This is a genomic window from Kitasatospora sp. CM 4170 (assembly GCF_032110285.1).
GTDB classification, from domain to species: domain Bacteria; phylum Actinomycetota; class Actinomycetes; order Streptomycetales; family Streptomycetaceae; genus Kitasatospora; species Kitasatospora aburaviensis.
The window spans coordinates 5719843-5742359 of record NZ_CP134877.1 but is presented as its reverse complement, the minus strand read 5'-3'; the positions used below and the strand labels follow the sequence as shown (position 1 = coordinate 5742359).

The window sequence follows — 22517 nt, the reverse complement described above, 5'->3', positions numbered from 1 at the left end:
CCACCCGTGCGCACCAAGGCCGCCGCCTCCGCCGCCCTGCTCTCCCTCGCCCTGACCGCGTGTGGCGCCGACATCGCCCCCGCCGGGGACGCCGGCGCCCCCTCCGGCGCCGCCGCCCACTACCCGGTGACCGTCGACAACTGCGGGACCAGGACCACCTACCAGCGCAAGCCCGCCCGGGCGGTGAGCAATGACATCGGCATCACCGAGCTGCTGTTCTCGCTCGGCGTCGCCGACCGGATGGCCGGCTACGTGATGCCGGACGACAAGGGCGGGGTGGACGAGGTGGCCTGGAAGGACGGCTACCGGCGGACGCCCTGGCTCTCCAAGCAGCGGATCACCAAGGAGCTCGTGCTGGAGGCCGGGGCCGACCTGGTCTTCGCAGGCTGGCACTACGGCTTCAGCGAGGCCGACGGCTTCACCCCGAAGGCGCTGGCCGGCCTCGGCATCGACTCCTACGTGCTGAGCGAGTCCTGCCGCAGCGGCTCGGGCCCGGAGCGCGGGGTGATGTCCCCGCTGGACGCGCTCTACACCGACCTGGCCAACCTGGGCGAGATCTTCGACGTCCGCGACCGGGCCGACCGGCTGATCGCCGACTTCAGGGCGCAGATCGCCGCCGTGCCGCAGCCCGAGCGCCGGCCGCGCGTCTTCCTCTACGACAGCGGCGAGGACAAGCCCTACACCGCGGGGAGGTTCGCCGCACCGCAGGAGATCATCACCCGGGCCGGCGGGGAGAACGTGACGGGCGACGTCGCCGACTCGTGGACCACCGTCGGCTGGGAGAGCGTGGTCCGGCGCGACCCCGAGGTGATCCTGATCAACGACTACGGCGACACCGACGCCGGGGCCAAGCGGAGCTTCCTGAAGTCCTTCCCGCCGCTGGCCGGCGTCTCCGCGATCAAGAACGACCGGATCTTCGTCCTGGACTACGCCGACCTGGTCGAGAGCCCGCGCAACCCGGCCGCGATCACCGCGCTCGCGGCGTACCTGCGCGGTGCGGCGGCGGGCTGAACCACCGGGTGGGGGGCGGCCCCGCGGGCGTAGGCTCGGAGGTACGAGCCGACGGAACCGACCGGAGGAGCGAGAGCATGAGCACGATGGCCGCGCCGACCGCCTTCGACACCGACGCACTCCGCGAGGGCATCGAGCGCAGCGACGCCGAGGCCCTGCTGGCGCTGTACGCGGACGACGCCGAACTGCGCGTCGTCGACCGCAAGACCCAGCCGAGCCACCCGCTGGTGATGCACGGCCGGGAGGAGATCGCCGCGATGCTGGACGACCTCTACGGCCGGGAGATGACCCACAAGCTGGAGCGGGCGGTGGTCCAGGACGACCACCTCGCCTTCCTGGAGTCCTGCCTGTACCCCGACGGGATCCGGGTCCTCATGAGCTCGATGGCCGACCTGCGGGACGGCCGGATCGTCGACCAGACCTCGATCCAGGCCTGGGACGAGAACGAGCAGGCCAAGTAGGCTCGTCGCATGATCCGTACCGCCGTTGCCACCGATGTCCCGGTCATCCACGCCATGATCCGCGAGCTCGCGGAGTACGAGAAGGCCCCGCACGAGGCGGTGGCCACCGAGGAGCAGCTGCGGGACGCGCTGTTCGGCGCCAACCCGGCGCTGTTCGGGCTGATCGCCGAGGACGACGCCACCGGCGAGCCGGTCGGCTTCGCGGTCTGGTTCCTCAACTTCTCCACCTGGCGCGGGACGCACGGGATCTACCTGGAGGACCTCTACGTCCGCCCGGAGGCGCGCGGCGGCGGCCACGGCAAGGCGCTGCTGCTGGAGCTGGCCCGGATCGCCGTGGACCGCGGCTACTCGCGGATGGAGTGGTCGGTGCTGGACTGGAACGAGCCTTCGATCAACTTCTACAAGTCGCTCGGCGCGGTGCCGATGGACGGCTGGACCGTCTACCGGCTCACCGGCGAGGCGCTCACCGCGGCCGGCGCCCGCTGACCCCTCCCCGGGAGCCCGCTCCCGGGGGATCGCGGAAGGCGCCGTCCGACCGCTGACGCCCTGTGTCACAAGGGCTTACCATGAGTGACTCCCGCACGGGGATCAAAAGCGGTAACGTCTCGTGCGGGCGCGGCGTCCGGCCACTCTTCGAGGGGTATGACCGGTACGTACCGCACCACCCCTCTGGACAGTTGGGGCGAAGCAGTTGAGCCAAGCAACAGACAGTGCCGCGGCCACCGGCCCGGAAGCACAGCGCGTCACCCAGGAGGTGAGGGTGTCCCAGATCGACGGCGAGCCCGGAGTGCAGGACTTCGTGGAGGTCCGGCTGCCCGCGGCGGGGGCCTACCTCTCCGTGCTGCGAACAGCGACGGCCGGGCTCGCGGCCCGGCTGGACTTCACGCTGGACGAGATCGAGGACCTTCGCATCGCGGTGGACGAGGCCTGCGCCATCCTGCTCCAGCAGGCGGTGCCCGGCTCGGTCCTCTCCTGCGAGTTCCGGTTGGTCGGCGACTCGCTGAAGGTCATCGTCTCCGCCCCGACCACGGACGGCCGGGCCCCGGAGCGGGACACCTTCGCCTGGACGGTGCTCTCCGCGCTGGCCGGCGAGGTGGAGTCCTCGGTCGGCGAGGACAACACCGTGTCGATCAGCCTGCACAAGAAGCGCGGCGGACCAGCCGCGCACTAGAGCCAGCGCCACCGCAGCAGCACCGAACAAGGGCCGTCCGCCCGGTTCCCCACCCGGGCCGGCGGGCGGCTCCCGGTACCGCCCTTCACGCGGTACGACCCACAAGACGAATCCGGGACCGCCACGGTCCCGGTGCTCCCGGAACGGAACGGGGGAATGGCCGTGAGTGATCTGGACCGTACCGGCCTCGCGACGGCGGGCCCTGCCGTACCGACCCAGGCGAGCGTTCCCGGCCTCGCCGCCAACGACGACGACGCGCACCCGAAGGACGCCCACCGGATGAGCCAGCCGACCGAGCCGACCGACCCGTCGCAGACACCTTCGCCCCCGCCCTCCCCGGAGGAACCGGCGGCCGAGGCGCTGCGCGGCGCGGTGCCCGCCCAGGGCCCGCACCGCTCGGGCGCGCCGGACCGGGAGGCGGCCCGTGCGCTGTTCGTCCGGCTGTCCGCGCTGCCCGAGGGCTCGCCGGAGCGCGTGGAACTGCGCAACCAGCTGGTGCGCATGCACATCCCGCTGGTGGAGCACCTGGCCCGGCGGTTCCGCAACCGGGGCGAGCCGCTGGACGACCTGACCCAGGTCGCCACCATCGGGCTGATCAAGTCGGTGGACCGGTTCGACCACGAGCGCGGGGTCGAGTTCTCCACCTACGCGACGCCGACCATCGTCGGCGAGATCAAGCGGCACTTCCGGGACAAGGGCTGGGCGGTCCGGGTGCCGCGCCGGCTCCAGGAGCTGCGGCTGTCGCTGACCACGGCGACCAGCGAGCTCTCCCAGCGGCACGGCCGCTCCCCCACCGTGCACGAGCTGGCGGAGCACCTGGGGATCTCCGAGGAGGACGTCCTGGAGGGCCTGGAGTCCGCCAACGCGTACTCCACGCTGTCGCTGGACGTGCCGGACAGCGACGACGAGTCGCCGGCCGTCGCGGACACCCTGGGCGCCACCGACGAGGCGCTGGAGGGCGTCGAGTACCGCGAGTCGCTCAAGCCGCTGCTGGCCCAACTGCCGCCCCGGGAGCAGAAGATCCTGGTGCTGCGGTTCTTCCGGAACATGACGCAGTCGCAGATCGCCGCCGAGGTGGGCATCTCGCAGATGCACGTCTCCCGGCTGCTCGCCCGCACGCTGGCGCAGCTGCGGGAGAAGCTCCTGGTGGAGGAGTAGGACTGACGGCCGCCCAGCGGTCGTGAACGGCCGTGCGGCCCTCTGTGCTCAGCCCTCGTGCGGAGCGTAGAGGGCCGCCGTCGACTTCGGGCTGAGCAGGGCGCCGATGCCGACCGCGCCGAGCAGGCCGACGCCGATCCCGACGGCCGCCATGACGCCGCCGCTCTGCCACATGTAGTACGCCACGGGCAGGCAGATCGAGTTGGTCAGCACGGCCGGGCTGCGGCCCCAGCGCCGGCCCTTCAGCAGTGCTCGGGCGGCCAGTATCGGCAGTGCGCCGAGCAGCACGATCACCAGGCCGCCGAACTCGTTCAGGGCGAGCTGCTTCTCCTGGCCGGACAGTGCGGACACCATGTCCCAGACGCCGACGACGGCCAGCGCGGCGCCCGCCAGGGCGGTGATGGCGGCGCCCACGACCAGGGCGGCCGGGCGGTCGCCGCCGGGCGCGGGTACGGGTGCGGAGGATTCTGCGGTCACTCCAGCAGGGTAGCCGCCGCCCGCTCCGTACCGACCCGTAGGCTGAGCACATGCGCGCTCTCCTGGTCGTCAACCCGAAGGCGACCACCACCAGTGGCCGCACCAGGGATGTCCTGATCCACGCCCTGCGCAGCGACCTCAAGCTGGAGGTGGCGCAGACCGAGTACCGGGGCCACGCGCGCGACCTGGCCCGGGAGGCGGCGGAGGACGGCACGGTCGACCTGGTGGTGGCGCTGGGCGGCGACGGCACGGTCAACGAGACGGTCAACGGTCTGCTCTCGCACGGCCCCGGCGAGAAGGTCCCCCGGCTGGCCGTGGTGCCCGGTGGTTCGACCAATGTGTTCGCCCGCGCGCTGGGCCTGCCCAACGACCCCGTGGAGGCGACCGGGGCCCTGCTGAACGCCCTGGAGGCCCGCCGGGAGCGGCCGATCGGCCTGGGCAAGGCGATGACCGAAGGACTGCCGGACCGCTGGTTCACGTTCACGGCCGGCCTGGGCTTCGACGCCGGCGTGGTCGGCCGGGTGGAGGAGCAGCGCCGGGCGGGGCGCAAGTCCACCCACGCGCTCTACGTGGGGCAGGCGCTCCGGCACTACGTCACCCAGCGTGAGCAGCGTCGATCGGGCCCGGTCGCCCTGGAAATGCCGGGCCACGAGCCGGTCCCGGGCCTGGTGCTGGCCATAGTCAGCAACACGTCGCCCTGGACGTTCCTGGGCAACCGGCCGGTCTACCCCTCCCCGCTCGCCTCCTTCGACACGGATCTCGACGTCTTCGGGATCACCCGGATGACGGCGTTCGGCACGGCTCGAACGGTCCGTCAGATCCTGCGGTCGCACAGTGCTTCGAGCGACGACGCCACCCCGGTCGGCCCGTCGGGCAAGCACGTCGTCTCCTACCACGACGCCCGGCACTTCACCTTGGTTTCACAGGAACCGGCCCCGTTTCAGGTCGATGGGGACCACCTTGGAGACAGGAGTCGCGTCAGTTTCACAGGCGTACGGCGGGCACTGCGTGTGATTGTGTGACCGGAAGGGGGGTTCGCCCTTCTTCTCGAACGCACAAGCCCCCTTCACTCCATAGAAGTACTGGCTGTGAGCTAGGCGACACCGAAGAATCAAAAATTCCTGCCTGAAGGGGGTTGTATCCGGGCCCGAGGTTTGCGAACCTCTACATGGCGATCGGGACACATCGCAGCGACGGCAACCTCAGACCGACGGAGGCCGACCGCGGAGTGTCCCTCGAATCGCCGAATCCCTCCCCAGCACAGACCTCCCGGGCCCGGTGGGCCTTTGGTCTCTTTTGCTGTTGCGGGATTCGTGAAAGCGTTCACATTCACAAAGCCATCGATTATGCCGCCGGGCCACCCCCGTCGGCAGGAGGAGTTGGACGACCATGGACTGGCGCCACCGCGCTGTCTGCCGCGAAGAGGACCCGGAGCTGTTCTTCCCGATCGGGAACACCGGTCCTGCTCTGCTGCAGATCGAGGAAGCCAAGGCCGTGTGCCGCCGCTGTCCGGTCATGGAGCAGTGCCTCCAGTGGGCGCTCGAGACCGGCCAGGACGCCGGCGTCTGGGGCGGTATGAGCGAGGACGAGCGTCGCGCGATGAAGCGCCGTGCTGCCCGCAACCGCGCCCGCACCGCCTGATCACACGCCGTAGCACCAGCAGTGACCGCAGGACCGATCAACACATGATCAAGGGCTTCCCTGCACTTCCTGGCGAAGCCTTCCGTACAAAGGACCTTGCTCGACGAGGTCCTTCGACACCGGGCCGCCCAGCCACTTGATACTGTTCACTTAGAGCAATATCGTGGAGCTGTGGCGCTCACCGTGTGCAACGCACCGGTGGGGTGTCGCCCCACCCAGAGCCCCCGTTCCGGCCGACTCCCCCCGACGGCCGGAACGGGTTGAGAGGCCCTGTCGACCCACCCCCCCCGGTCGACAGGGCCTCGTTTCTGTCTCTGCGTCCGCCCTGTCCCTGCGTCCGCTCCGTCTCGGGCGGTTGCGCGGAAGCGCGCACCCGGCTCCCCCGCCCGGCGCGCGCCCCTTCCCCGCCTCAGCGCACCGGGATCTCCAGGACCACCTTGGTGCCGCCGTTCGGACCGGCCACCATGTCGAAGGTGCCGCCGAGCTCCCCGGTGGCCAGGGTGCGGACGATCTGCAGACCGAGGTTGCCCGCCTGCTGCGGGTCGAACCCCTCCGGCATGCCCTTGCCGTCGTCCTGCACCGTGATCAGCAGGTACTCCTCCGGCCTGGCCCCGCCGTTCCAGCTGTCCGACCAGCCCATGCCGGTGGCCGGCGCACGCCCGCGCAGCGCGCCGACCTCCACGTGGCCGGAGGCGGACGGGCCGAAGGCGTGCTCCAGCGCGTTCTGCAGCAGCTCGGTCAGCACCATCGCCAGCGGGGTGGCCACCTCGGCGGAGAGGATCCCGAAGCTGCCGCTGCGGCGGGTGGTCACCCGGCCGTCCTGGGAGAGCTCCATCACCATCGCCAGCACCCGGTCGGCGATCTCGTCGAAGGCGACCTGCTCGTCCAGCGCCTGGGAGAGCGTCTCGTGGACGATCGCGATCGAGCCGACCCGGCGGACCGCCTCGTCGAGCGCGGCCCGGCCGGACTCCGAGTCCATCCGGCGGGACTGCAGCCGCAGCAGCGCGGCCACCGTCTGCAGGTTGTTCTTCACCCGGTGGTGGATCTCCCGGATGGTGGCGTCCTTGGTCATCAGCTCGCGGTCGCGCCGCCGCAGCTCGGTGACGTCGCGGCAGAGCACCAGCGAACCGGTCAGGGCGCCCTTGGGCTTGAGCGGGATGGCCCGCAGCGTGACCACGCCGCCCTGGGCCTCCACCTCGGTCTGCCGCGGAGCCCAGCCGCTCGCCAGCTTCACCAGCGCCTCGTGCACGGCCGCGCGGGAGGGCGGGGCCAGCTCGGCGGTGGCGCGGCCGAGGTGGCTGCCGACCAGATCGGTGGTGAGGCCGAGCCGGTGGTACGCGGAGAGCGCGTTGGGGCTGGCGTAGGTGACGATGCCGTCGGCGTCCAGCCGGATCAGGCCGTCGCCCACCCGGGGGGCGGCGTCCATGTCGGCCTGCTCGACACCGGGGAACGGGAACGCCCCGGCGGCGATCATCTGGGCCAGGTCGGAGGCGCTCTGCAGGTAGGTGAGCTCCAGCCGGCTGGGGGTGCGGACGGTCAGCAGGTTGGTGTTCCGGGCGATCACCCCGAGCACCTTGCCCTCCCGCCGGACCGGGATCGACTCGACCCGCACCGGCACCTCCTCGCGCCACTCCGGGTCGCCCTCGCGCACGATCCGCCCCTCGTCGAAGGCGGCGTCCAACAGCGGGCGGCGGCCGCGCGGGACGAGGTGGCCGACCATGTCGTCCTGGTAGGACGTGGGCCCGGTGTTGGGCCGCATCTGGGCCACCGAGACGTAGCGGATGCCGTCCCAGGTGGGGATCCACAGGACGAGGTCGGCGAAGGAGAGGTCGGAGAGCAGCTGCCACTCCGAGACCAGCATGTGGAGCCACTCCACATCGGCACCGGTCAGGGTGGTGTGGCGGCGGACGAGTTCGTTCAGCGAGGGCACATGGCGAGCGTAGCTCCAGGCCGGGCCGGCAGGCCCGTCGCACCCGCCCGCGGGCGGGCTGCGGGCGGGCTGCGGGCGGGTGCGACGGGGCCCCGGGCGGGGCGTCGAGTTGTCCAGACCAATTTCCGGGGATGCCTGGACAAGCCAGATTGGTCTAGTCCACAATGGAAGGGCACCAAGGAGAAGCCCACCGCGCAACTGCCCTGACCCGCGCACGGCTTCTCCTCGGTCGGACGCCACCGAGCGAGGACCCCGCACAGTCCTCGATCGGCTCCGGCGCCCGACGACAGCTCCGGGCTGCGGTGCCGCACGGGTTGAGGGTCCCGTGTCGGCGCCGTGGCCCGTAGTGCTGTCCGCCTCCCGGCGGGGTGCGCATCCAGGCTTCCCCAGCCGCTCAAAGGCCGAGCCCCCGTCCACAGCCTGTGGACGGGGGCTCGGCCTTTCCCGCTCGCCCCGAGCCGCGTCCGGGGCGAGCGGGCGACAATCAGTGCGTTTCGGTGACCTTGGCGAGGGCGCGGGGGGCGTCCGGGTCCTGACCGCGGGCGATGGTGACCTCGTAGGCCAGCTGCTGCAGCGGCAGGATCTCCAGGATCGTCTGCACCTCCTCGGGCACGCCGGCCGGCAGCGCGAAGCCCGCCGAGGCGACGTCCACCTGGGCCTGCTGGCCGATGACGACCAGGTCCGCGCCGCGGCCGCGCAGGCGGTCCAGGACCGGCTGCAGGGCCTCGCCGCCCTTGCCGTCCGGCACGATCGCGATGACCGGGGAGACGTTGTCCACCATGGCCAGCGGGCCGTGCAGCAGGTCGGCGCCGGAGAACGGGGAGGCCGGGATGTAGGTCGTCTCCATCAGCTTCAGCGCCGCCTCGCGGGCGGTCGGGTAGCCGTAGCCGCGCGAGGTGATGACCAGGCGCTGGGCGAAGCGGTAGCGCTCGGCCAGGGCCTTCACCTCGGCCTGGCGGGCCAGGATGCCGGCGGCCAGCGACGGCAGCTCCTTGGCGGCCGCGCCGTCGCCGCCGCGCAGGCCCTCGACCAACAGGTAGAGCGCCAGCAGCTCGGCGGTGTAGGTCTTGGTGGCGGGCAGCGCCTTCTCCGGGCCGGCCAGCACGTCGATGTGGAACTCGGAGACCTCGGCCAGCGGCGAGGACGCGTTGTTGGTGACCGCCAGGGTGATGGCGCCGGCCTCGCGGGCCGCCTTGGTGGAGGCCACCAGGTCCGGCGAACCGCCGGACTGGCTGACGGTGATCACCAGCACGTCGGTGAGGTCCGGCTTGGCGCCGTACGCGGTCGTGGTCGACATCGAGGTCAGGCCGGCCGGCTTGCCGAGCAGGATCTCGATCAGGTACTTCGCGTAGAGCGCCGCGTTGTCGGACGTGCCGCGGGCGGTCAGCAGGACGAAGCGCGGGTTGCGGGCGGCGATCTCGGCCGCGATGTCGAAGATCTTCGGCGCGCCCTCGTCGAGGATGCGCTGGAGGACGGCCGGCTGCTCGGCCATCTCCGCCGCCATGATCCGGCCGGGGACGGGGACAGTCTGCGTGTCGGACATCTTGGGTGTGCCTCCGATGAGATGGTTCGACCCCACGCGGGCGGGGATGCCCGGTGGGGACCTCTACGGCGGCGAGTCCGCACACTCGCTGCGGTGATTCCTGCGGCAATCCTACGGGGACCGCCACCCGGGAGCACAGTCGAGGCGCCGGCCCGGGCCCCTCCCCCACTGGCGGGAAGGGGCCCGGGCGGGCCCCGCGGCTCCGCGGCGGCGGGTCAGCCCGCCTTGTTGATCAGCTGGTCGATCGCGGCGTCCGCGTCCTTGGTGGCCTGGTCGATCGGCTTGCCGTTCTTGAGGATCGCGGTGAGCATGTCCGGCAGGATCTTCTGCTTCTCGATCGCGCCCCAGCCCGGTGCCAGCGGGGTGAACCAGGCGTCCGGCACCGCGTTGGCCGCGGCGGCGGTGGCCGGCTTGCTCTTCAGCGGACCCAGCTGGGTCAGGTTGTTCGGCAGGATGTCCCGGTCCGCCAGCGCCTGCTGGGACTTGGTGCCGGTGAACATCCGGATCCAGTCCGCCGCCAGCGCGGCCACGGGGGACTTCGCGGTGACGGCGAGGTCCGAGCCGCCGATGAAGGTCGGCAGCGGCTTGCCGCCCGGGCCGGGCATGGTGGCCATCCTGACCGCGTCCTTGAGGTTCGGGTCGCCGGTCACCGGCGCCGTGACGCTGGCCGCCTCGAAGGGGTTGCCGTAGAACGCGCCGGCGTGGCCGCGCGCCATCGCCTCGAACTGGTTGAGCTCGTTGACCGCGAGGTCGCCCTTGTTGTACTTGCGCACCAGGTCGACGAAGTGGGCGATGCCCTGCTGGGACTTCGGGTCGTTGAGGGTGCCGTGCCAGTTGCCGCTGCTGTCGAAGCGGGCGATCGAGCCGCCGTACGCGGAGACGTAGCTCATCGCGGCGTACCAGTACGGGCCGGGCAGGTAGAGGGCCGAGTAGGTCTTGTCGGACTTGTTCTTGTCCGCGACCCGGTCGAGCGCCGCCTTCAGCTCGTCCTCGGTCTTGGGGAACTCCGGGTTCCCGGTGGCGGCCTGGAAGGCCGTCGCGTTGTAGATGGCGACCCGGGCGCCCGCGTAGTACGGCACGCACCAGAGCTTGTCCTGGTAGGTGCAGGTGTTGGCGAGCGCCTTGATCCAGGCGTCGGAGTTGTCGAAGCTGCTGCGCTCCACCGGGGCCAGGGCGCCGGACAGGATGTACTTCATCGTCTCGGTGTTGCCGAGCTCCACCACGTCCGGGGCGAAGCCCTCGGCGAGCGCCTTGTCGAACCTGGTGACCTTGTCGGCCCAACCCTGGTACGCCAGCTTCAGCGTGACGTTCGGGTACTTCGCGGCGAACTGGTCGTTGACCCGCTGGACGAGGTCGGGCCAGTTCTTCTGGGCGTCCTCCATCAGCCAGACGGTGACCGTTCCGGTCGCTGACTTCGGGTCCGCCGAACCGCTCCTGGCGTCGCCCGACGGCGAGCCGCCCGAGGAACAGGCCGTCAGTCCGACGGCCAGCGCCATGGTCCCGAACGCGGACACGAGCTGACGCTTCTTCACGCCATCCCTCCGAGGGTGCTAGAGCTGGGTGCCCGCCGGCAGCGTGGGCGCCCGCCGGGAGTGGTCTCCGGGAAGGGGCGGCGTAGTGCGGGAGGGGCTGATACCACATCCGGCGATGTTTGAGTTCGAACCGGATGCAGTGGAGCCTGGCCTAGACCACTCGCGGTGTCAACGCCAAATGGCCTGCCCGCCAAGGGCGTTGCCAACCTGTTGTACCGCGTGGCGATGCGTTGCCGGTTCACTACCCTAAGTGGAATTTAAGGCTGCCTTAAGGGCGATTTGAGGGAGCACCGACAGGAGGGAAACCGCAGGTCAACCGGGGTGGAACGGGAACGGGCCCGCCATGCGACATGCGCATGGCGGGCCCGCTGCAAGGCGCCCCGGCGGCACCGCGGCACACGGTCCGACGACGGCTCAGCCGATCGCTCCCGGCTGCCCGGTGAGCACCTCCACGGCCGCCAGACCGCAGACGCGGGCGGCGCCGTGGGTGGCGACGTGGAGGGCGCCGACCGGCTCGGACTGCGGCAGCCCCATCTCGACCACCGCGGCGTCCGGCCGGGCCGCCACCAGGCGGGCCAGCGCGGCGGCCATCCACTCGTGCCGGTGGGCGTCCCGGACCACCAGCACCAGGCTGCGGTCCTCGGCACCGGCCAGCACCTCGGCCACCAGCGCGTCCAGCTGCTCCGGGGCGGCGTCCTGCGGCCGGACCGCGCGGGTACGGGTGCCGGGGAAGCGGTCGGCCAGCATGTCGGCCACGCCCCAGGGGGTGACGTCGCCGACGGCGATGTTCGGCTCGTCGGCGAACGAGGCCACGTACGGGCGCTCGGTCACCGGCCGGACCACCCGGCCCGGCGCCCGGACCACCCGCAGCGCGCGACGGGCCGCCCGCAGGCCGACCGCCAGGTCCGGCTCCGGCCGCTCGGCCTGGGCCGCGATCCGGCCCCAGCTGCCGAGCGCGCGTACCCGGGCGGCGGCGTCGGCGAGGCGCTCCTCGGGGAGCCGGCCGGACTGCACGCCCGCCACGATGGCGTCGCGCAGCATCAGGACGGTCTCCTCGTCGGCCAGGCCGCCGCCGACGCAGATCGCGTCCGCGCCGGCCGCCAGGGCCAGCACGGTGCCCTCGCCCATGCCGAAGGTGTCGGCGATGGCGCCCATCTCGATCGCGTCGCTGACGATCAGGCCCTGGTACCCGAGGCCGCCGTCCGCCGGGGCCGCCCGCAGCAGGTCGCGCAGCACCAGCGGGCTGAGCGTGGCCGGCAGCTTCGGGTCGAGCGCCGGGATCATGATGTGGGCCGTCATCACGGCCTTGGTCCCGGCGGCGATCGCGGCCTGGAACGGGATCAGGTCGCGGGCGCGCAGCACGTCCAGGTCGACGTCGATCACCGGCAGGCCGTGGTGCGAGTCGACGGCGGTGTCGCCGTGCCCCGGGAAGTGCTTGGAGCATGCCGCCACGCCGGCCGACTGCAGGCCCTCCACCCAGGCGGCGGTGTGCCGGGCGCACAGCTCCGGGTCGGCGCCGAAGGAGCGGACGCCGATCACCGGGTTGCGCGGGTTGGAGTTGACGTCCGCGGTGGGCGCCCAGTTGTAGTTCACGCCGGCGGCGGCCAGTGCCCGGCCCAGCTCGCGGGCGACGTCCCGGGTCAGCGCCGGGTCGTCGATCGCGCCGAGGGCGAAGTTGCCCGGCCAGGACGAGCCCGAGCCGGCCTCCAGCCGGGTGACGTCGCCGCTCTCCTCGTCGATCGCGATCAGGAGGTCGGGGTTCTCCTCGCGCAGCGCCCTGGTGAGCGCGGAGAGCTGCTCCAGGTCGGTCACGTTGCGGTCGAACAGGGCGACCGAGCCGAGGCCGGCGGCCAGGTGGCGGCGGACCCACTCCGGGGGCTCGGTGCCGACGAAGCCGGGCTGCAGGACGGTCAGCGCGTCCCGGTGCAGCTGGTCGCTGGCCGGGAGGGTGGGGATGAGGATGCTCACGTGGGATCAGCCCTTCACGGCGCCGTCGGTCAGTCCGCCCACGGCCTTGCGCTGCAGGAAGATGAAGAGGATCAGGATCGGGATCGCGAACATGGTGGACGCGGCCATGGTGGCGCCCCAGTCGGTGCCGAAGTTGGTCTGGAACGAGGAGAGCCAGAGCGGGAGGGTCTGGAACTCCTCCTTCTTGTTCAGGATGTTGACCAGCGGGAACTCGTTCCACGCGGTGATGAAGCCGAACAGCGAGGTCGACATCAGACCGGGGGCCAGCAGCGGGAAGATCACCTTCAGGAAGGCCTGGGTGCGGGTGCAGCCGTCCACCATGGCCGACTCCTCCAGCTCCTTGGGCACGGCGGCGATGAAGCCGCGCAGCGTCCAGATCGTGAAGGGCAGCACCATCATCAGGTAGAGCGCGGTCAGCGGCACGAGGCTGTTGAGCATGTCGTTGTCGCGGACCAGCAGGTAGGCCGCGATGATCATGACCTCCCAGGGCGCCATCTGGGCCGCCATGACGACCAGGACGAAGCTCTTGCGGCCGCGGAAGCGCATCCGCGCGATGGCGAAGGAGGCCAGGGTGGCGATCACCAGCGAGCCGAGCACGGCGCCGACCGTGACGACGAGGCTGTTGGTGACGTACGTCCAGAAGTTGGGGGCGTGGACGGCCTTGTCGAAGTGCTCGAAGGTCGCGTCCAGCGGGAGGAACACCGGGGTCCGGCTGATGATGTCCTTGTCCTGCTTGAACGCCGTCGAGATCATCCAGTAGACGGGGAAGATGAAGAAGACGAAGAGGACGACCGCGATCGCGTTCGGCCAGGTGCGTCCGATGAGCGAGCGCCTCACAGCTCGTCCTCCTGCTTCAGAATGATCCGGAAGTAGTACGCCATCAGCGCGCCCAGCATCAGGATGGTGAGCACCGCGATCGCGGAGCCGACGCCGAAGCGCTGGGATCCGAAGCCCTCCAGGAAGGCGTGGACCGGGAGGGTCCGGGTGAGCCCGTCCGGGCCGCCCTTGTTGATCAGGTAGACCTGCGTGAAGGCCTTGAAGACCCAGATGACCTCGAGGAACGTGGTCGCCAGGAAGAACGGCTTCATGATCGGGTAGATCACCGCGCCGAAGATCTTGAAGGAGCCGGCGCCGTCCATCCGGGCCGCCTCGTAGAGCTCCTTCGGGATGGTGGTCAGGCCCGCGTACATGTTGAACGCCACGAACGGGATCGAGCCCCAGACGATCAGCAGGACGATCACGAAGAAGGTCGAGTACTGGCCGCTGGTCCAGTTGTAGTGGGCCATCCCGTGCCAGCCCAGCCCGTCCAGGAGCCAGTTGACGACGCCGAACTGCGAGTCGAAGAGCCACTGGTAGACGGTGGTCGCGGCCACCACGGGCATCGCCCAGGCCAGGATCAGCGCGAGCGAGAGCGCCAGCCGCATCCGCTTGCCGAGCCGGTCCAGCAGCAGGCCGACCAGGGTGCCGAACACCATGATCAGGACGACGTTGACCACGGTGAACGCCACCGTGCGGCCGGTGACCGACCAGAACTCCGAGCTGGTCAGCTGGTCGGTGTAGTTCTCGAAGCCGTTCCACTCGGTGAGGTGCTGGATCAGCTGCCGCCGGTTGAGGTTCTGGAACGACACCAGCACGGTCTTGAGCAGCGGCCACCCCAGCAGGAGCAGCGTCGCCGCGATGGCCGGCAGCAGCAGCAGGTACGGGGTGGCGGACTGCCCGACCCGCCGGTTGACCGGTCTGCCGCTCCTCTTCGGGGTGGCACCGACGACGATGACGTCGGTCTCGTCAGTACTGGCCACAGCAGCCTTCCCTGATTCCGGGGACTGCGTCTGCACCCGCTCCGAATGCACAGCCATCGTTCTCTCTTCCTAGCAACCGACCACGACGGACAGGCGCCGCCCACCGGCTCCCCGCCGGGAGCCGGTGGGCGACGCCGCTCACCTGCTTACTGCTTCTGGTTGAGACGCTTCGCGATCTCGTCGTCGGCCTTCTTGGCAGCGGCCGCGTAGTCGCCGGTCAGGGCGCCGGTCAGGAACTCCTTGATCGGGTTCGGCTCGTTCTCCACGTTCGCCCAGGTGGGGGTGTTCGGGGTGATCGCACCGTTGGCGGACGCCGGGAGCGCGGCCTTGGCGAACTCGCCGGCGACCTGGCTGTTCAGCGAGGTCTTGTTCGGGATGGAGCCGGCGGCGGCGACCAGGCCCTCGTTCTTGTCGTTGAGGGCGACCTTCAGGAAGTCCTTGGCCATCTCGGAGTTCTTGCTGGCCTGGGCGACGGCCAGGTTCGAGCCGCCGAGGAAGACGCCCGAGGACTTGTCGGCGGTCTTGCCCGGGAGCGGGAAGAAGCCGATCTTGTCCTTCGGCATGACCTTCTCCTCCGGCAGCTCCCAGCCGAGGCTGATCATCGTGCCGATGTCACCCTTGCCGAAGACCTCCTTCTGCTGCGGAGTGGCCTCGTCCTTGTCCTTCGGACCGGTGGCCGAGTAGCTCTGCAGCTTCTTGTAGGTCTCGAAGGCCTTCTGCGCCTCGGGGGTGGACAGGCCGCCGACCCACTTGTCGCCGTCCTTCTTCGCCAGCTTGCCGCCCTCGCTGGAGAGGAGGCCGAAGTAGACGTACCACTCCTGGCCCGGCATGTAGATCGGGTCGGTGACGCCCGCGGTCGCCTTCAGCTTGTCGAGGTCGGCGTAGAACTCGTCCAGGGTCTTCGGGGCGGCGCTCAGGCCCGCCTTGGCCCAGAGGTCCTTGTTGTAGGTGACCACGCGGTTGGAGACCCACCACGGGGCGGCGTACTGCTTGCCCTCCAGGGTGGCGGCCTCGTTCTGGTTGGCGGCCCAGTCGGCACCGCCCAGGGCGGCCTTGTCCTTGGTGATGTCGAGCAGGCCGCCGCTGGCCGCGTAGCCCGCGGTCTGGGTGTTGCCGAGCTCCAGGACGTCGACGGAGCCCTCGGAGAGCGCGGTGGTGATCTTCGCGCCGATGCCGTTCCACTTCTGGATCTGGAAGTCGACCTTGGCGCCCGGGTAGGTGGACTCGAACTCGGACTTGACCGACTCCGTCCAGCCCTTCGGGGCGGAGCCGTCCATCAGCCACACGGTCAGGGTCTTGCCGCTGTAGTTCTTGCCGGCCGCGGAGGTCGAGGACGAGCCGCCCTTGCCCTCGTCGCTGGACTTGGCGTCCGAACCACAAGCCGCCACGCCGACGACCATTGCTGCGACGCCGACCGCCGCGATGAGCTGACGCTTCACGCCATCCTCCTGAGGGATGCCTGGGTTGCCCCCGTCGGGTGGCTGCGGCAGACCCACGCAAGGCGGGAGAAAAGGTGCCGCGGACCCCAGCGAACGGGTGGGGGGATTCATAGTGACCGGCCTAGTGGTGTAGACCAGATGCCTGGAGCTTGGCCTAGACCAATGGGCCTGTCAACGGCTGTTCATGCGATCAGGACCACCCGTTATCAAGCCGACACCGCGCATCGTTCATCGCGTGATGAGGTATTCGTTCCGTAGCCATACATGCAACGATGTGAGCTGTTAACGATGTGGCGCGGCCCCCAGGAGCCGTGCGAGAAGCGGGAGACAGGTCCGATGAGCAGCGACGGGGGCAGCACGGCCCAGGTGAACGACCCCCAGGCGAAGAGCCTCCCGACGCAGACCGGCACGGACCAGACCGCCCGGGTCCCGAAGTACTACGGACTCAAGCGCCACCTGCTCCAGCTCACCGAGACCCAGCCCGCGGGCACCCCGGTGCCGCCCGAGCGCGCGCTGGCCGCACAGTTCGACACCTCGCGCACCACCGTCCGGCAGGCCCTGCAGGAGCTGGTGGTCGAGGGCCGGCTGGAGCGCATCCAGGGCAAGGGCACCTTCGTCGCCAAGCCCAAGGTCGCCCAGGCCCTCCAGCTGACCTCCTACACCGAGGACATGCGCGCCCAGGGCCTGGAGCCCACCTCCCGGCTGATCGAGATCGGCTACATCACCGCCGACGACCGGCTGGCGCCGCTGCTGGACATCAAGCCCGGCGGCCGGGTGCTGCGGATCGAGCGCCTGCGGCTGGCCAACGGCGACCCGATGGCCATCGAGGTCGCCCACCTGTCCGCCAAGCGCTTCCCCGCGCTGCGCCGCAACCTGGCCAAGCACAACTCGCTCTACGCCGCGCTGCGCGAGGTGTACGGGGTCACCGTGGCCGAGGCCGAGGAGACCATCGAGACCACGCTGGCCACCCCGCGCGAGGCCGGGCTGCTCGGCTCCGACCTCGGCCTGCCGATGCTCCAGCTCTCCCGGCACTCCTTCGACGCGGAGGGCGCCCCGGTCGAGTGGGTGCGCTCGATCTACCGCGGCGACCGCTACAAGTTCATCACCCGGCTCAAGCGCCCCGAGTAGGCCGCCACTCCCCGTCCCGCTCCCGGGCACCGGCCTGCGCGCCCGCGCACGCCGGTGCCTTCGCGCATCCGGGCGGCGCGCGGGGCACCGCCCCGGCGCGCGGCGCGTCCGGATGGCGGGAAGTTCAGCGCCGCGGCGCGCGGTGCGTCCGGATGGCGGGAAGTTCCGTCGAATCCGGTGACAGAGATCACGCCATGCTCTAGATTTCGCACCCGTATTGACTGCCGATCACCAGTGGTGCTGCTCGGCGGGCTCCGGGGGGTTGTGCGGCCCCGCGGGGCTGCGGCGCCGACCGGGTGAGCCCTCCTCCGGAGCGGAGCCGAACCATGCCGACAGACCGCGCTGCCACCGAACCTGTCATGCCCGAGCCACCCGGTCCCGACTCCGTGCCGGCGGTGACGCCGGAGCGGGTGCTGGCCGCCCTCGCCCTGCTCGTGCCCATCGTCGCGATGCTCTGGGTGACCTCGTACGACAAGACCGGCCCCGAGGTGGGCGGGGTGCCGTTCTTCTACTGGTACCAGCTGCTCTGGGTGCCGGTCTCGGCCGTCTTCACGGTGGCCGCCTACCTGCTGATCAACCGGGACGAGAAGGCCCGCAAGGCCGTCCGGAAGGCGGGTGGCGCGCGATGAAGGACGTCAACGTGCCCGCCCTGGCGGTGTTCGTGCTCTTCTTCCTGCTGGTCACCGTGATGGGCTTCCTCGCCTCGCGCTGGCGCAAGGCCGACGACGCCCTGCACCTGGACGAGTGGGGCCTCGGCGGCCGCAGCTTCGGGACCTGGGTCACCTGGTTCCTGCTCGGCGGCGACCTCTACACCGCGTACACCTTCGTGGCCGTCCCGGCCGCCGTCTACGCGACCGGCGCGGCGGGCTTCTTCGCCGTCCCGTACACGATCATCGCCTACCCGCTGGTCTTCCTCTTCCTGCCCCGGCTCTGGTCGGTCTCCCGGGTGCACGGGTACGTCACCCCGGCCGACTTCGTGCGCGGGCGGTACGGCTCCAAGCCGCTCGCCCTGGTGGTCGCGCTGACCGGCATCCTGGCCACCATGCCGTACATCGCGCTGCAGCTGGTCGGCATCCAGGCGGTGCTGGACGTGCTGGGCGTGGGCGGCGGCGAGAACGCCAACTGGTTCGTCAAGGACCTGCCGCTGTTCATCGCCTTCGGCGTGCTGGCCGCGTACACCTACTCCTCGGGGCTGCGGGCGCCGGCGCTGATCGCCTTCGTCAAGGACACCCTGATCTACATCGTGATCATCGTCGCGGTGATCTACATCCCGCTGCGGCTCGGCGGCTACGGCCACATCTTCGACGCGGTCGGCCAGAAGTTCAGCGCCCCCAAGGCGGCCGGCTCGCTCACCGTGCCGGAGAACAAGCAGTGGACGTACGCCACGCTGGCGCTCGGCTCGGCGATGGCGCTGTTCATGTACCCGCACTCGGTGACCGGCGTCCTGGCCTCGAAGTCCCGCAACACCGTGCGCCGGAACATGGCGATCATGCCGGCGTACTCCCTGATGCTGGGCCTGCTGGCGCTGCTCGGCTTCATGGCGATCGCGGCCGGGATCGGCAAGGGCGACAAGAAGTTCAACGCCCAGCTCTCGGTGCCGCAGCTGTTCGAGGACATGTTCCCGGACTGGTTCACCGGCGTCGCCTTCGCGGCGATCGGGATCGGCGCACTGGTGCCGGCGGCCATCATGTCGATCGCGGCGGCCAACCTGTTCACCCGCAACGTCTACAAGGAGTTCCTGAAGCCGGCCGCCACCCCGGCCGACGAGACCAGGGTCGCCAAGATCGCCTCGCTGCTGGTGAAGGTCGGCGCGCTGGTCTTCGTGCTCACCATGGACAAGCAGGCGGCGATCAACCTGCAGCTGCTCGGCGGCCTGTGGATCCTGCAGACCTTCGTCTCGATCGTCGGCGGGCTCTTCACCCGCTGGTTCCACCACTGGGCGCTGTTCGCCGGCTGGGCCGTCGGCATGATCTACGGCACCTGGGAGGCCTACGACATCGCCAGCCCCGCCACCAAGCACTTCGGCGGCAACGCGGCCGAGATCCCCGGCATCGGCGAGCTCGGCTACATCGGCCTGACCGCGTTCGTGATCAACCTGCTGGTCGCGGTGGTGCTCACGCTGGTACTGAAGGCGGTCAAGGCGCCCGAGGGCCCGGACGAGACCCGCCCCGGCGACTACAGCGCCGAAACCGGCGACGACGAGCTGAAGAACGCGCCGGAGCCCGTATCGGCGCACTGACAACCCCTGCGCGCGCCCTGTGATCGTGCCGTCTCCTCCGTGAACACTGGAGGAGACGGCGCGATCATATGTATGAACGGCCGCACACACAGGGCACCACCAGACCGGACCGACAGCCGGCCGGCAACTGATCGACCCACGGGGAGCAGCGGCGATGGCAGACCTCCGCACCACACTCAACGGCCAGCACCACTCCGCCCACGCGGCCGGCGGGCCGCCCGCCCCGGCCGCCACCGGCGTCGGCCCCGGCCCCGGCGCCGACGGGACCGCGGCGGCCACCCCGCTGCCGTCCGTCCTGATCGCCACCCGGCACGGCGAGTCCACCGCCAACGTGGAGTTCCAGCTGGCCGAGGCGGCCGGTGCGCTGAGCGTGCCGATCAGCTGCCGGGACGCCGACATCCCGCTCTCGCTGCAGGGCCAGCAGCAGGCCCAGGCGCTCGGGCGCTGGTGGGCCGGCCTGCCCAGCGCCGACCGGCCGCGCAGCGTCTGGTGCTCGCCGTACGTGCGCACCGCCGAGACCGCCCGGTTCGCGCTGGCGCAGGCCGCCGGGCTGGGCGCGGTGCCGGTCTCGCTGGGCATCCGCTACGACGAGCGGCTGCGCGACCGCGAGCTCGGCATCCTGGAGATGCTGCCGAAGGCCGCCATCGAGGCCAAGTACCCGGAGGAGGCGGCCAGACGCCGCAAGATGGGCGAGCTGTACTACCGCCCGCCGGGCGGCGAGTCCTGGGCCGACGTCGCCCTGCGGGTACGCAGCCTGCTGCGCGACGTCTGCGCCGAGGAGGCCGGCCGGCCGGTGCTGCTGGTGGCGCACGACTGCACGGTGCTGATGCTCCGCTACGCGCTGGACCGGCTCACCGAGGCGCAGCTGACCGGGCTCGGGCCGGTCAACAACTGCTCGACCAGCCTCTGGCGCGCGGAGGGCGGGCGGCTGCGGCCGGAGCACTGGAACCAGACCGGGCACCTGGCCGCCGACTGACGGGTGGTCGGACGGCTGGCAGCCGGGCGCCGGCGGCGGGCAGCCCGGGCGTCAGCCGACCGCCGGCTCGGCGAAGCAGCGGCGGTACGCCAGCGGGGTCGTGCCCAGCCTGCGGCCGAAGTGGTGGCGCAGCGTCGCCGCGTTGCCGAAGCCGCAGCGGGCGGCGATCGCGTCCACCGGCTCGGCGGTCGACTCCAGCAACCGCTGGGCCAGCAGCAGGCGCTGCCCGACCAGCCAGCGGTGCGGGGTGGTCCCGGTCTCCTGCTGGAAGCGGCGGGCGAAGGTGCGCGGCGACATGTGCGCCCGGGCCGCCAACTGCTCGACGGTCGACTCCTGGTCCAGGTGGTGGCGCATCCAGTCCAGCACCGGGGCGAGGGACTCGCCGTCCCCCTCGGGCAGCGGGCGGGTGACGAACTGCGCCTGCCCGCCCTCCCGGTGCGGGGCCACCACCATCCGGCGGGCGATCGCCCGGGCCACCTCGGCTCCCTGGAGCCGGCGCACCAGGTGCAGGCAGGCGTCGATGCCGGCCGCGGTGCCGGCCGAGGTGATCACCGGGTCGTCGTCGACGTAGAGCACGTCCGGCTCGACGGTGGTCAGCGGGTGGCGGGCGGCCAGCTCGCCGGTGTACCGCCAGTGCGTGGTGGAGCGGCGGCCGTCGAGCAGCCCGGCGGCGCCGAGCAGGAAGGCTCCGCTGCAGATCGAGAGCGCCCGGGCGCCGCCGTCCACGGCCGTCCGGAGGGCGTCCAGCAGCGGCTCCGGGTAGTCCTCGCGGACGCTGGTGGCGGTGACCACCACCAGGTCGGCCTCGGCCAGGCGCTCCGGGCCGTGCGGGACGTCGATCGTGAAGCCGGCGTGGGTCCGGTGCGGGCCGGTGTGGGCGCCGGCGATGGCGAATTCGTAGGCGGGCAGGCCGTCGTCGCTCCGGTCCAGGCCGAACACCTCTGCGGCCACCCCGAGTTCGAAGGGGTGAACCTCCTCCAGCACCACCGCGACCACGTTCTTCAGCATGCCGTCAGGATGCCCCGGGGCCGGCGCCGCGGGGAAGGGGTCGGTTGGCAGTTTTTCGATGTGATCGGGCATTCCTGCCACTCGTCGGCGGGCCGCCGCGGCGGAAGAGTGGGAGCCATGGACTCCGACACGATCGCCAGCACACTCGCCCTCGCCGGGGTCGTCGGCGGCTTCGGACTGCTCGGCGGCCTGATCGGGCGCGAGGTCGCCCGGGGCGCCGCCGCCGGCCGCGACAACTGGCACCGCCCCGGCGGCTACCCCGTCGACCCCGCCCTGCCCGACCGGCTGTACGGCACCATGCCGGCCGCCTCGCTGCGGCCCTCCGCCGATCCGGCCACCGATCCGGCGACCGGCCCGTCCGCCGTCCCGTCCGCTCGGGACCGGGCCGCCGACCCGGCCCCGGGCGGCCGCGACGACTCCGGCACACTGACCGCATGGACATCGTCATCCGCCACGCCCGTGAAGAGGACCTCGAAGCAGCCGGCCGGGTCTCCGTCGAGGCCTTCGTCGGCGACGGCTACACCTCGCCCGGGAGCGGCTACGTCGACCTCCTGCGCGACACCGCCCGCCGGTCCCGGGAGGCCGAACTCCTCGTCGCGGTCGACGCGGTCGAGGGGGGCGTCCTCGGCTGCGTGACCTTCGCCGTGGGCGGCACCGAGTGGGCCGACATCGCCGACCCGCACGAGGGCGAGATCCGGATGCTGGCCACCGCCGCGGCCGCCCGCGGCCGGGGCGTCGGCGAGGCGCTGGTCCGCGCCGGCATCGCCCGCAGCCGCGAACTCGGCCTGGCCGGGATGGCGTTCTCCACCCGGCCCGACATGACTACCGCCCACCGGATCTACGAGCGGCTCGGGTTCCGGCGCGCACCGGAGCGGGACTGGGCGCCGTACCCGGGCATGGACCTGATGGTCTACACGATGGCCTTCTGACCCGCCGGCACCCGGCCACGTCGGCCCCGGGAGAGCGTCGACCCCGGGACCGCGTCGGCCCCGGGGCCGGTCGGTCGGCCGCCCGGGACCTGCGCGGCGCCGGGCCG

At 71.4% G+C, this 22517-nt stretch carries 21 protein-coding genes; 12 read left to right on the top strand and 9 right to left on the bottom strand.

The window, feature by feature from the left end:
• Positions 1-6 precede the first annotated feature (6 nt).
• From RMN57_RS24610 to RMN57_RS24590, 5 genes are all read left to right on the top strand, one after another.
• Positions 7-1011, top strand: coding sequence for an ABC transporter substrate-binding protein (locus RMN57_RS24610; RefSeq protein ID WP_313765497.1), 1005 nt, complete (start codon positions 7-9; stop codon positions 1009-1011).
• Positions 1012-1088: 77 nt separating this feature from the next.
• Positions 1089-1472: a nuclear transport factor 2 family protein gene (locus tag RMN57_RS24605; protein WP_313765496.1), complete on the top strand. Its 384-nt coding sequence runs from the start codon at positions 1089-1091 to the stop codon at positions 1470-1472.
• Between the two features lie 9 nt (positions 1473-1481).
• Positions 1482-1958, top strand: coding sequence for a GNAT family N-acetyltransferase (locus RMN57_RS24600; protein ID WP_313765495.1), 477 nt, complete (start codon positions 1482-1484; stop codon positions 1956-1958).
• A gap of 274 nt (positions 1959-2232) precedes the next feature.
• On the top strand, positions 2233-2643 hold the full coding sequence (locus RMN57_RS24595; protein ID WP_313765494.1) for an anti-sigma regulatory factor: 411 nt from the start codon (positions 2233-2235) through the stop codon (positions 2641-2643).
• A 162-nt stretch (positions 2644-2805) separates the two neighbouring features.
• On the top strand, positions 2806-3801 hold the full coding sequence (locus tag RMN57_RS24590; protein WP_313765493.1) for an RNA polymerase sigma factor SigF: 996 nt from the start codon (positions 2806-2808) through the stop codon (positions 3799-3801).
• 48 nt (positions 3802-3849) lie between these two features.
• Here the strand turns inward: RMN57_RS24590 and RMN57_RS24585 are convergent, their stop codons facing one another.
• Positions 3850-4278, bottom strand: a complete 429-nt coding sequence (locus RMN57_RS24585) for a hypothetical protein (protein WP_313765492.1) — start codon at positions 4276-4278, stop codon at positions 3850-3852.
• Positions 4279-4328: 50 nt separating this feature from the next.
• Here RMN57_RS24585 and RMN57_RS24580 point away from each other — a divergent pair, with 50 nt between their 5' ends.
• Together RMN57_RS24580 and RMN57_RS24575 are read left to right on the top strand one after the other, a co-directional pair.
• Positions 4329-5300 (top strand): diacylglycerol kinase family protein, encoded by a 972-nt coding sequence (locus tag RMN57_RS24580; protein WP_313765491.1) that lies wholly within the window; start codon positions 4329-4331, stop codon positions 5298-5300.
• A gap of 367 nt (positions 5301-5667) precedes the next feature.
• The gene (locus RMN57_RS24575) at positions 5668-5919 is read left to right on the top strand and encodes a WhiB family transcriptional regulator (protein ID WP_014138019.1); all 252 of its coding nucleotides are present in this window, start codon (positions 5668-5670) and stop codon (positions 5917-5919) included.
• Positions 5920-6328: 409 nt separating this feature from the next.
• Here the strand turns inward: RMN57_RS24575 and RMN57_RS24570 are convergent, their stop codons facing one another.
• The 7 genes from RMN57_RS24570 to RMN57_RS24540 all read right to left on the bottom strand — a co-directional run bounded on the left by RMN57_RS24570 (position 6329) and on the right by RMN57_RS24540 (position 16130).
• Positions 6329-7849 carry a PAS domain-containing sensor histidine kinase gene (locus RMN57_RS24570; RefSeq protein ID WP_313765490.1) on the bottom strand — a complete coding sequence of 507 codons (1521 nt, stop codon included), beginning with the start codon at positions 7847-7849 and terminating at the stop codon, positions 6329-6331.
• Between the two features lie 484 nt (positions 7850-8333).
• Positions 8334-9392 (bottom strand): SIS domain-containing protein, encoded by a 1059-nt coding sequence (locus RMN57_RS24565; protein WP_313765489.1) that lies wholly within the window; start codon positions 9390-9392, stop codon positions 8334-8336.
• Between the two features lie 215 nt (positions 9393-9607).
• Positions 9608-10888: a sugar transporter gene (locus RMN57_RS24560; protein WP_380237325.1), complete on the bottom strand. Its 1281-nt coding sequence runs from the start codon at positions 10886-10888 to the stop codon at positions 9608-9610.
• Between the two features lie 450 nt (positions 10889-11338).
• On the bottom strand, positions 11339-12892 hold the full coding sequence (locus RMN57_RS24555; RefSeq protein WP_313765487.1) for a glycoside hydrolase family 3 protein: 1554 nt from the start codon (positions 12890-12892) through the stop codon (positions 11339-11341).
• A 6-nt stretch (positions 12893-12898) separates the two neighbouring features.
• Complete coding sequence (locus tag RMN57_RS24550) at positions 12899-13729, bottom strand: carbohydrate ABC transporter permease (RefSeq protein ID WP_313765486.1); 831 nt, start codon at positions 13727-13729, stop codon at positions 12899-12901.
• Positions 13726-14748, bottom strand: a complete 1023-nt coding sequence (locus RMN57_RS24545) for a carbohydrate ABC transporter permease (protein WP_380237306.1) — start codon at positions 14746-14748, stop codon at positions 13726-13728. The genes RMN57_RS24550 and RMN57_RS24545 overlap by 4 nt, the downstream gene beginning before the upstream one ends.
• Positions 14749-14837: 89 nt before the next feature.
• Positions 14838-16130, bottom strand: a complete 1293-nt coding sequence (locus RMN57_RS24540) for an extracellular solute-binding protein (RefSeq protein ID WP_313765484.1) — start codon at positions 16128-16130, stop codon at positions 14838-14840.
• A gap of 336 nt (positions 16131-16466) precedes the next feature.
• On the opposite strand from RMN57_RS24540, the gene RMN57_RS24535 reads away from it, so the two are divergent.
• From RMN57_RS24535 to RMN57_RS24520, 4 genes are all read left to right on the top strand, one after another.
• A complete protein-coding gene (locus RMN57_RS24535; protein ID WP_313765483.1) occupies positions 16467-17258 on the top strand; it encodes a GntR family transcriptional regulator in 792 nt (263 codons plus the stop codon).
• 359 nt (positions 17259-17617) lie between these two features.
• Entirely contained in the window at positions 17618-17887 is a 270-nt protein-coding gene (locus RMN57_RS24530; protein WP_313765482.1) for a DUF3311 domain-containing protein, read from the top strand.
• Positions 17884-19497, top strand: a complete 1614-nt coding sequence (mctP, locus tag RMN57_RS24525; protein WP_313765481.1) for a monocarboxylate uptake permease MctP — start codon at positions 17884-17886, stop codon at positions 19495-19497. The genes RMN57_RS24530 and mctP overlap by 4 nt, the downstream gene beginning before the upstream one ends.
• A gap of 154 nt (positions 19498-19651) precedes the next feature.
• Positions 19652-20473: a histidine phosphatase family protein gene (locus tag RMN57_RS24520; protein WP_313765480.1), complete on the top strand. Its 822-nt coding sequence runs from the start codon at positions 19652-19654 to the stop codon at positions 20471-20473.
• 51 nt (positions 20474-20524) lie between these two features.
• Here the strand turns inward: RMN57_RS24520 and RMN57_RS24515 are convergent, their stop codons facing one another.
• Positions 20525-21481 carry a helix-turn-helix domain-containing protein gene (locus RMN57_RS24515; RefSeq protein WP_313765479.1) on the bottom strand — a complete coding sequence of 319 codons (957 nt, stop codon included), beginning with the start codon at positions 21479-21481 and terminating at the stop codon, positions 20525-20527.
• 434 nt (positions 21482-21915) lie between these two features.
• Here RMN57_RS24515 and RMN57_RS24510 point away from each other — a divergent pair, with 434 nt between their 5' ends.
• Positions 21916-22410, top strand: a complete 495-nt coding sequence (locus RMN57_RS24510; protein ID WP_313765478.1) for a GNAT family N-acetyltransferase — start codon at positions 21916-21918, stop codon at positions 22408-22410.
• Positions 22411-22517 lie beyond the last annotated feature (107 nt).

What these genes read in the sequence shown, in the direction of transcription:
- RMN57_RS24515 (WP_313765479.1), bottom strand. Translation starts at nt 21,481, where the DNA reads ATGCTGAAGAACGTGGTCGCGGTGGTGCTGGAGGAGGTTCACCCCTTC.
- RMN57_RS24535 (WP_313765483.1), top strand. Translation starts at nt 16,467, where the DNA reads ATGAGCAGCGACGGGGGCAGCACGGCCCAGGTGAACGACCCCCAGGCG.
- RMN57_RS24545 (WP_380237306.1), bottom strand. Translation starts at nt 14,748, where the DNA reads ATGGCTGTGCATTCGGAGCGGGTGCAGACGCAGTCCCCGGAATCAGGG.
- RMN57_RS24530 (WP_313765482.1), top strand. Translation starts at nt 17,618, where the DNA reads ATGCCCGAGCCACCCGGTCCCGACTCCGTGCCGGCGGTGACGCCGGAG.
- RMN57_RS24575 (WP_014138019.1), top strand. Translation starts at nt 5,668, where the DNA reads ATGGACTGGCGCCACCGCGCTGTCTGCCGCGAAGAGGACCCGGAGCTG.
- RMN57_RS24605 (WP_313765496.1), top strand. Translation starts at nt 1,089, where the DNA reads ATGAGCACGATGGCCGCGCCGACCGCCTTCGACACCGACGCACTCCGC.
- RMN57_RS24565 (WP_313765489.1), bottom strand. Translation starts at nt 9,392, where the DNA reads ATGTCCGACACGCAGACTGTCCCCGTCCCCGGCCGGATCATGGCGGCG.
- RMN57_RS24600 (WP_313765495.1), top strand. Translation starts at nt 1,482, where the DNA reads ATGATCCGTACCGCCGTTGCCACCGATGTCCCGGTCATCCACGCCATG.
- mctP (WP_313765481.1), top strand. Translation starts at nt 17,884, where the DNA reads ATGAAGGACGTCAACGTGCCCGCCCTGGCGGTGTTCGTGCTCTTCTTC.
- RMN57_RS24520 (WP_313765480.1), top strand. Translation starts at nt 19,652, where the DNA reads ATGGCAGACCTCCGCACCACACTCAACGGCCAGCACCACTCCGCCCAC.
- RMN57_RS24510 (WP_313765478.1), top strand. Translation starts at nt 21,916, where the DNA reads ATGGACATCGTCATCCGCCACGCCCGTGAAGAGGACCTCGAAGCAGCC.
- RMN57_RS24580 (WP_313765491.1), top strand. Translation starts at nt 4,329, where the DNA reads ATGCGCGCTCTCCTGGTCGTCAACCCGAAGGCGACCACCACCAGTGGC.
- RMN57_RS24560 (WP_380237325.1), bottom strand. Translation starts at nt 10,888, where the DNA reads ATGGCGCTGGCCGTCGGACTGACGGCCTGTTCCTCGGGCGGCTCGCCG.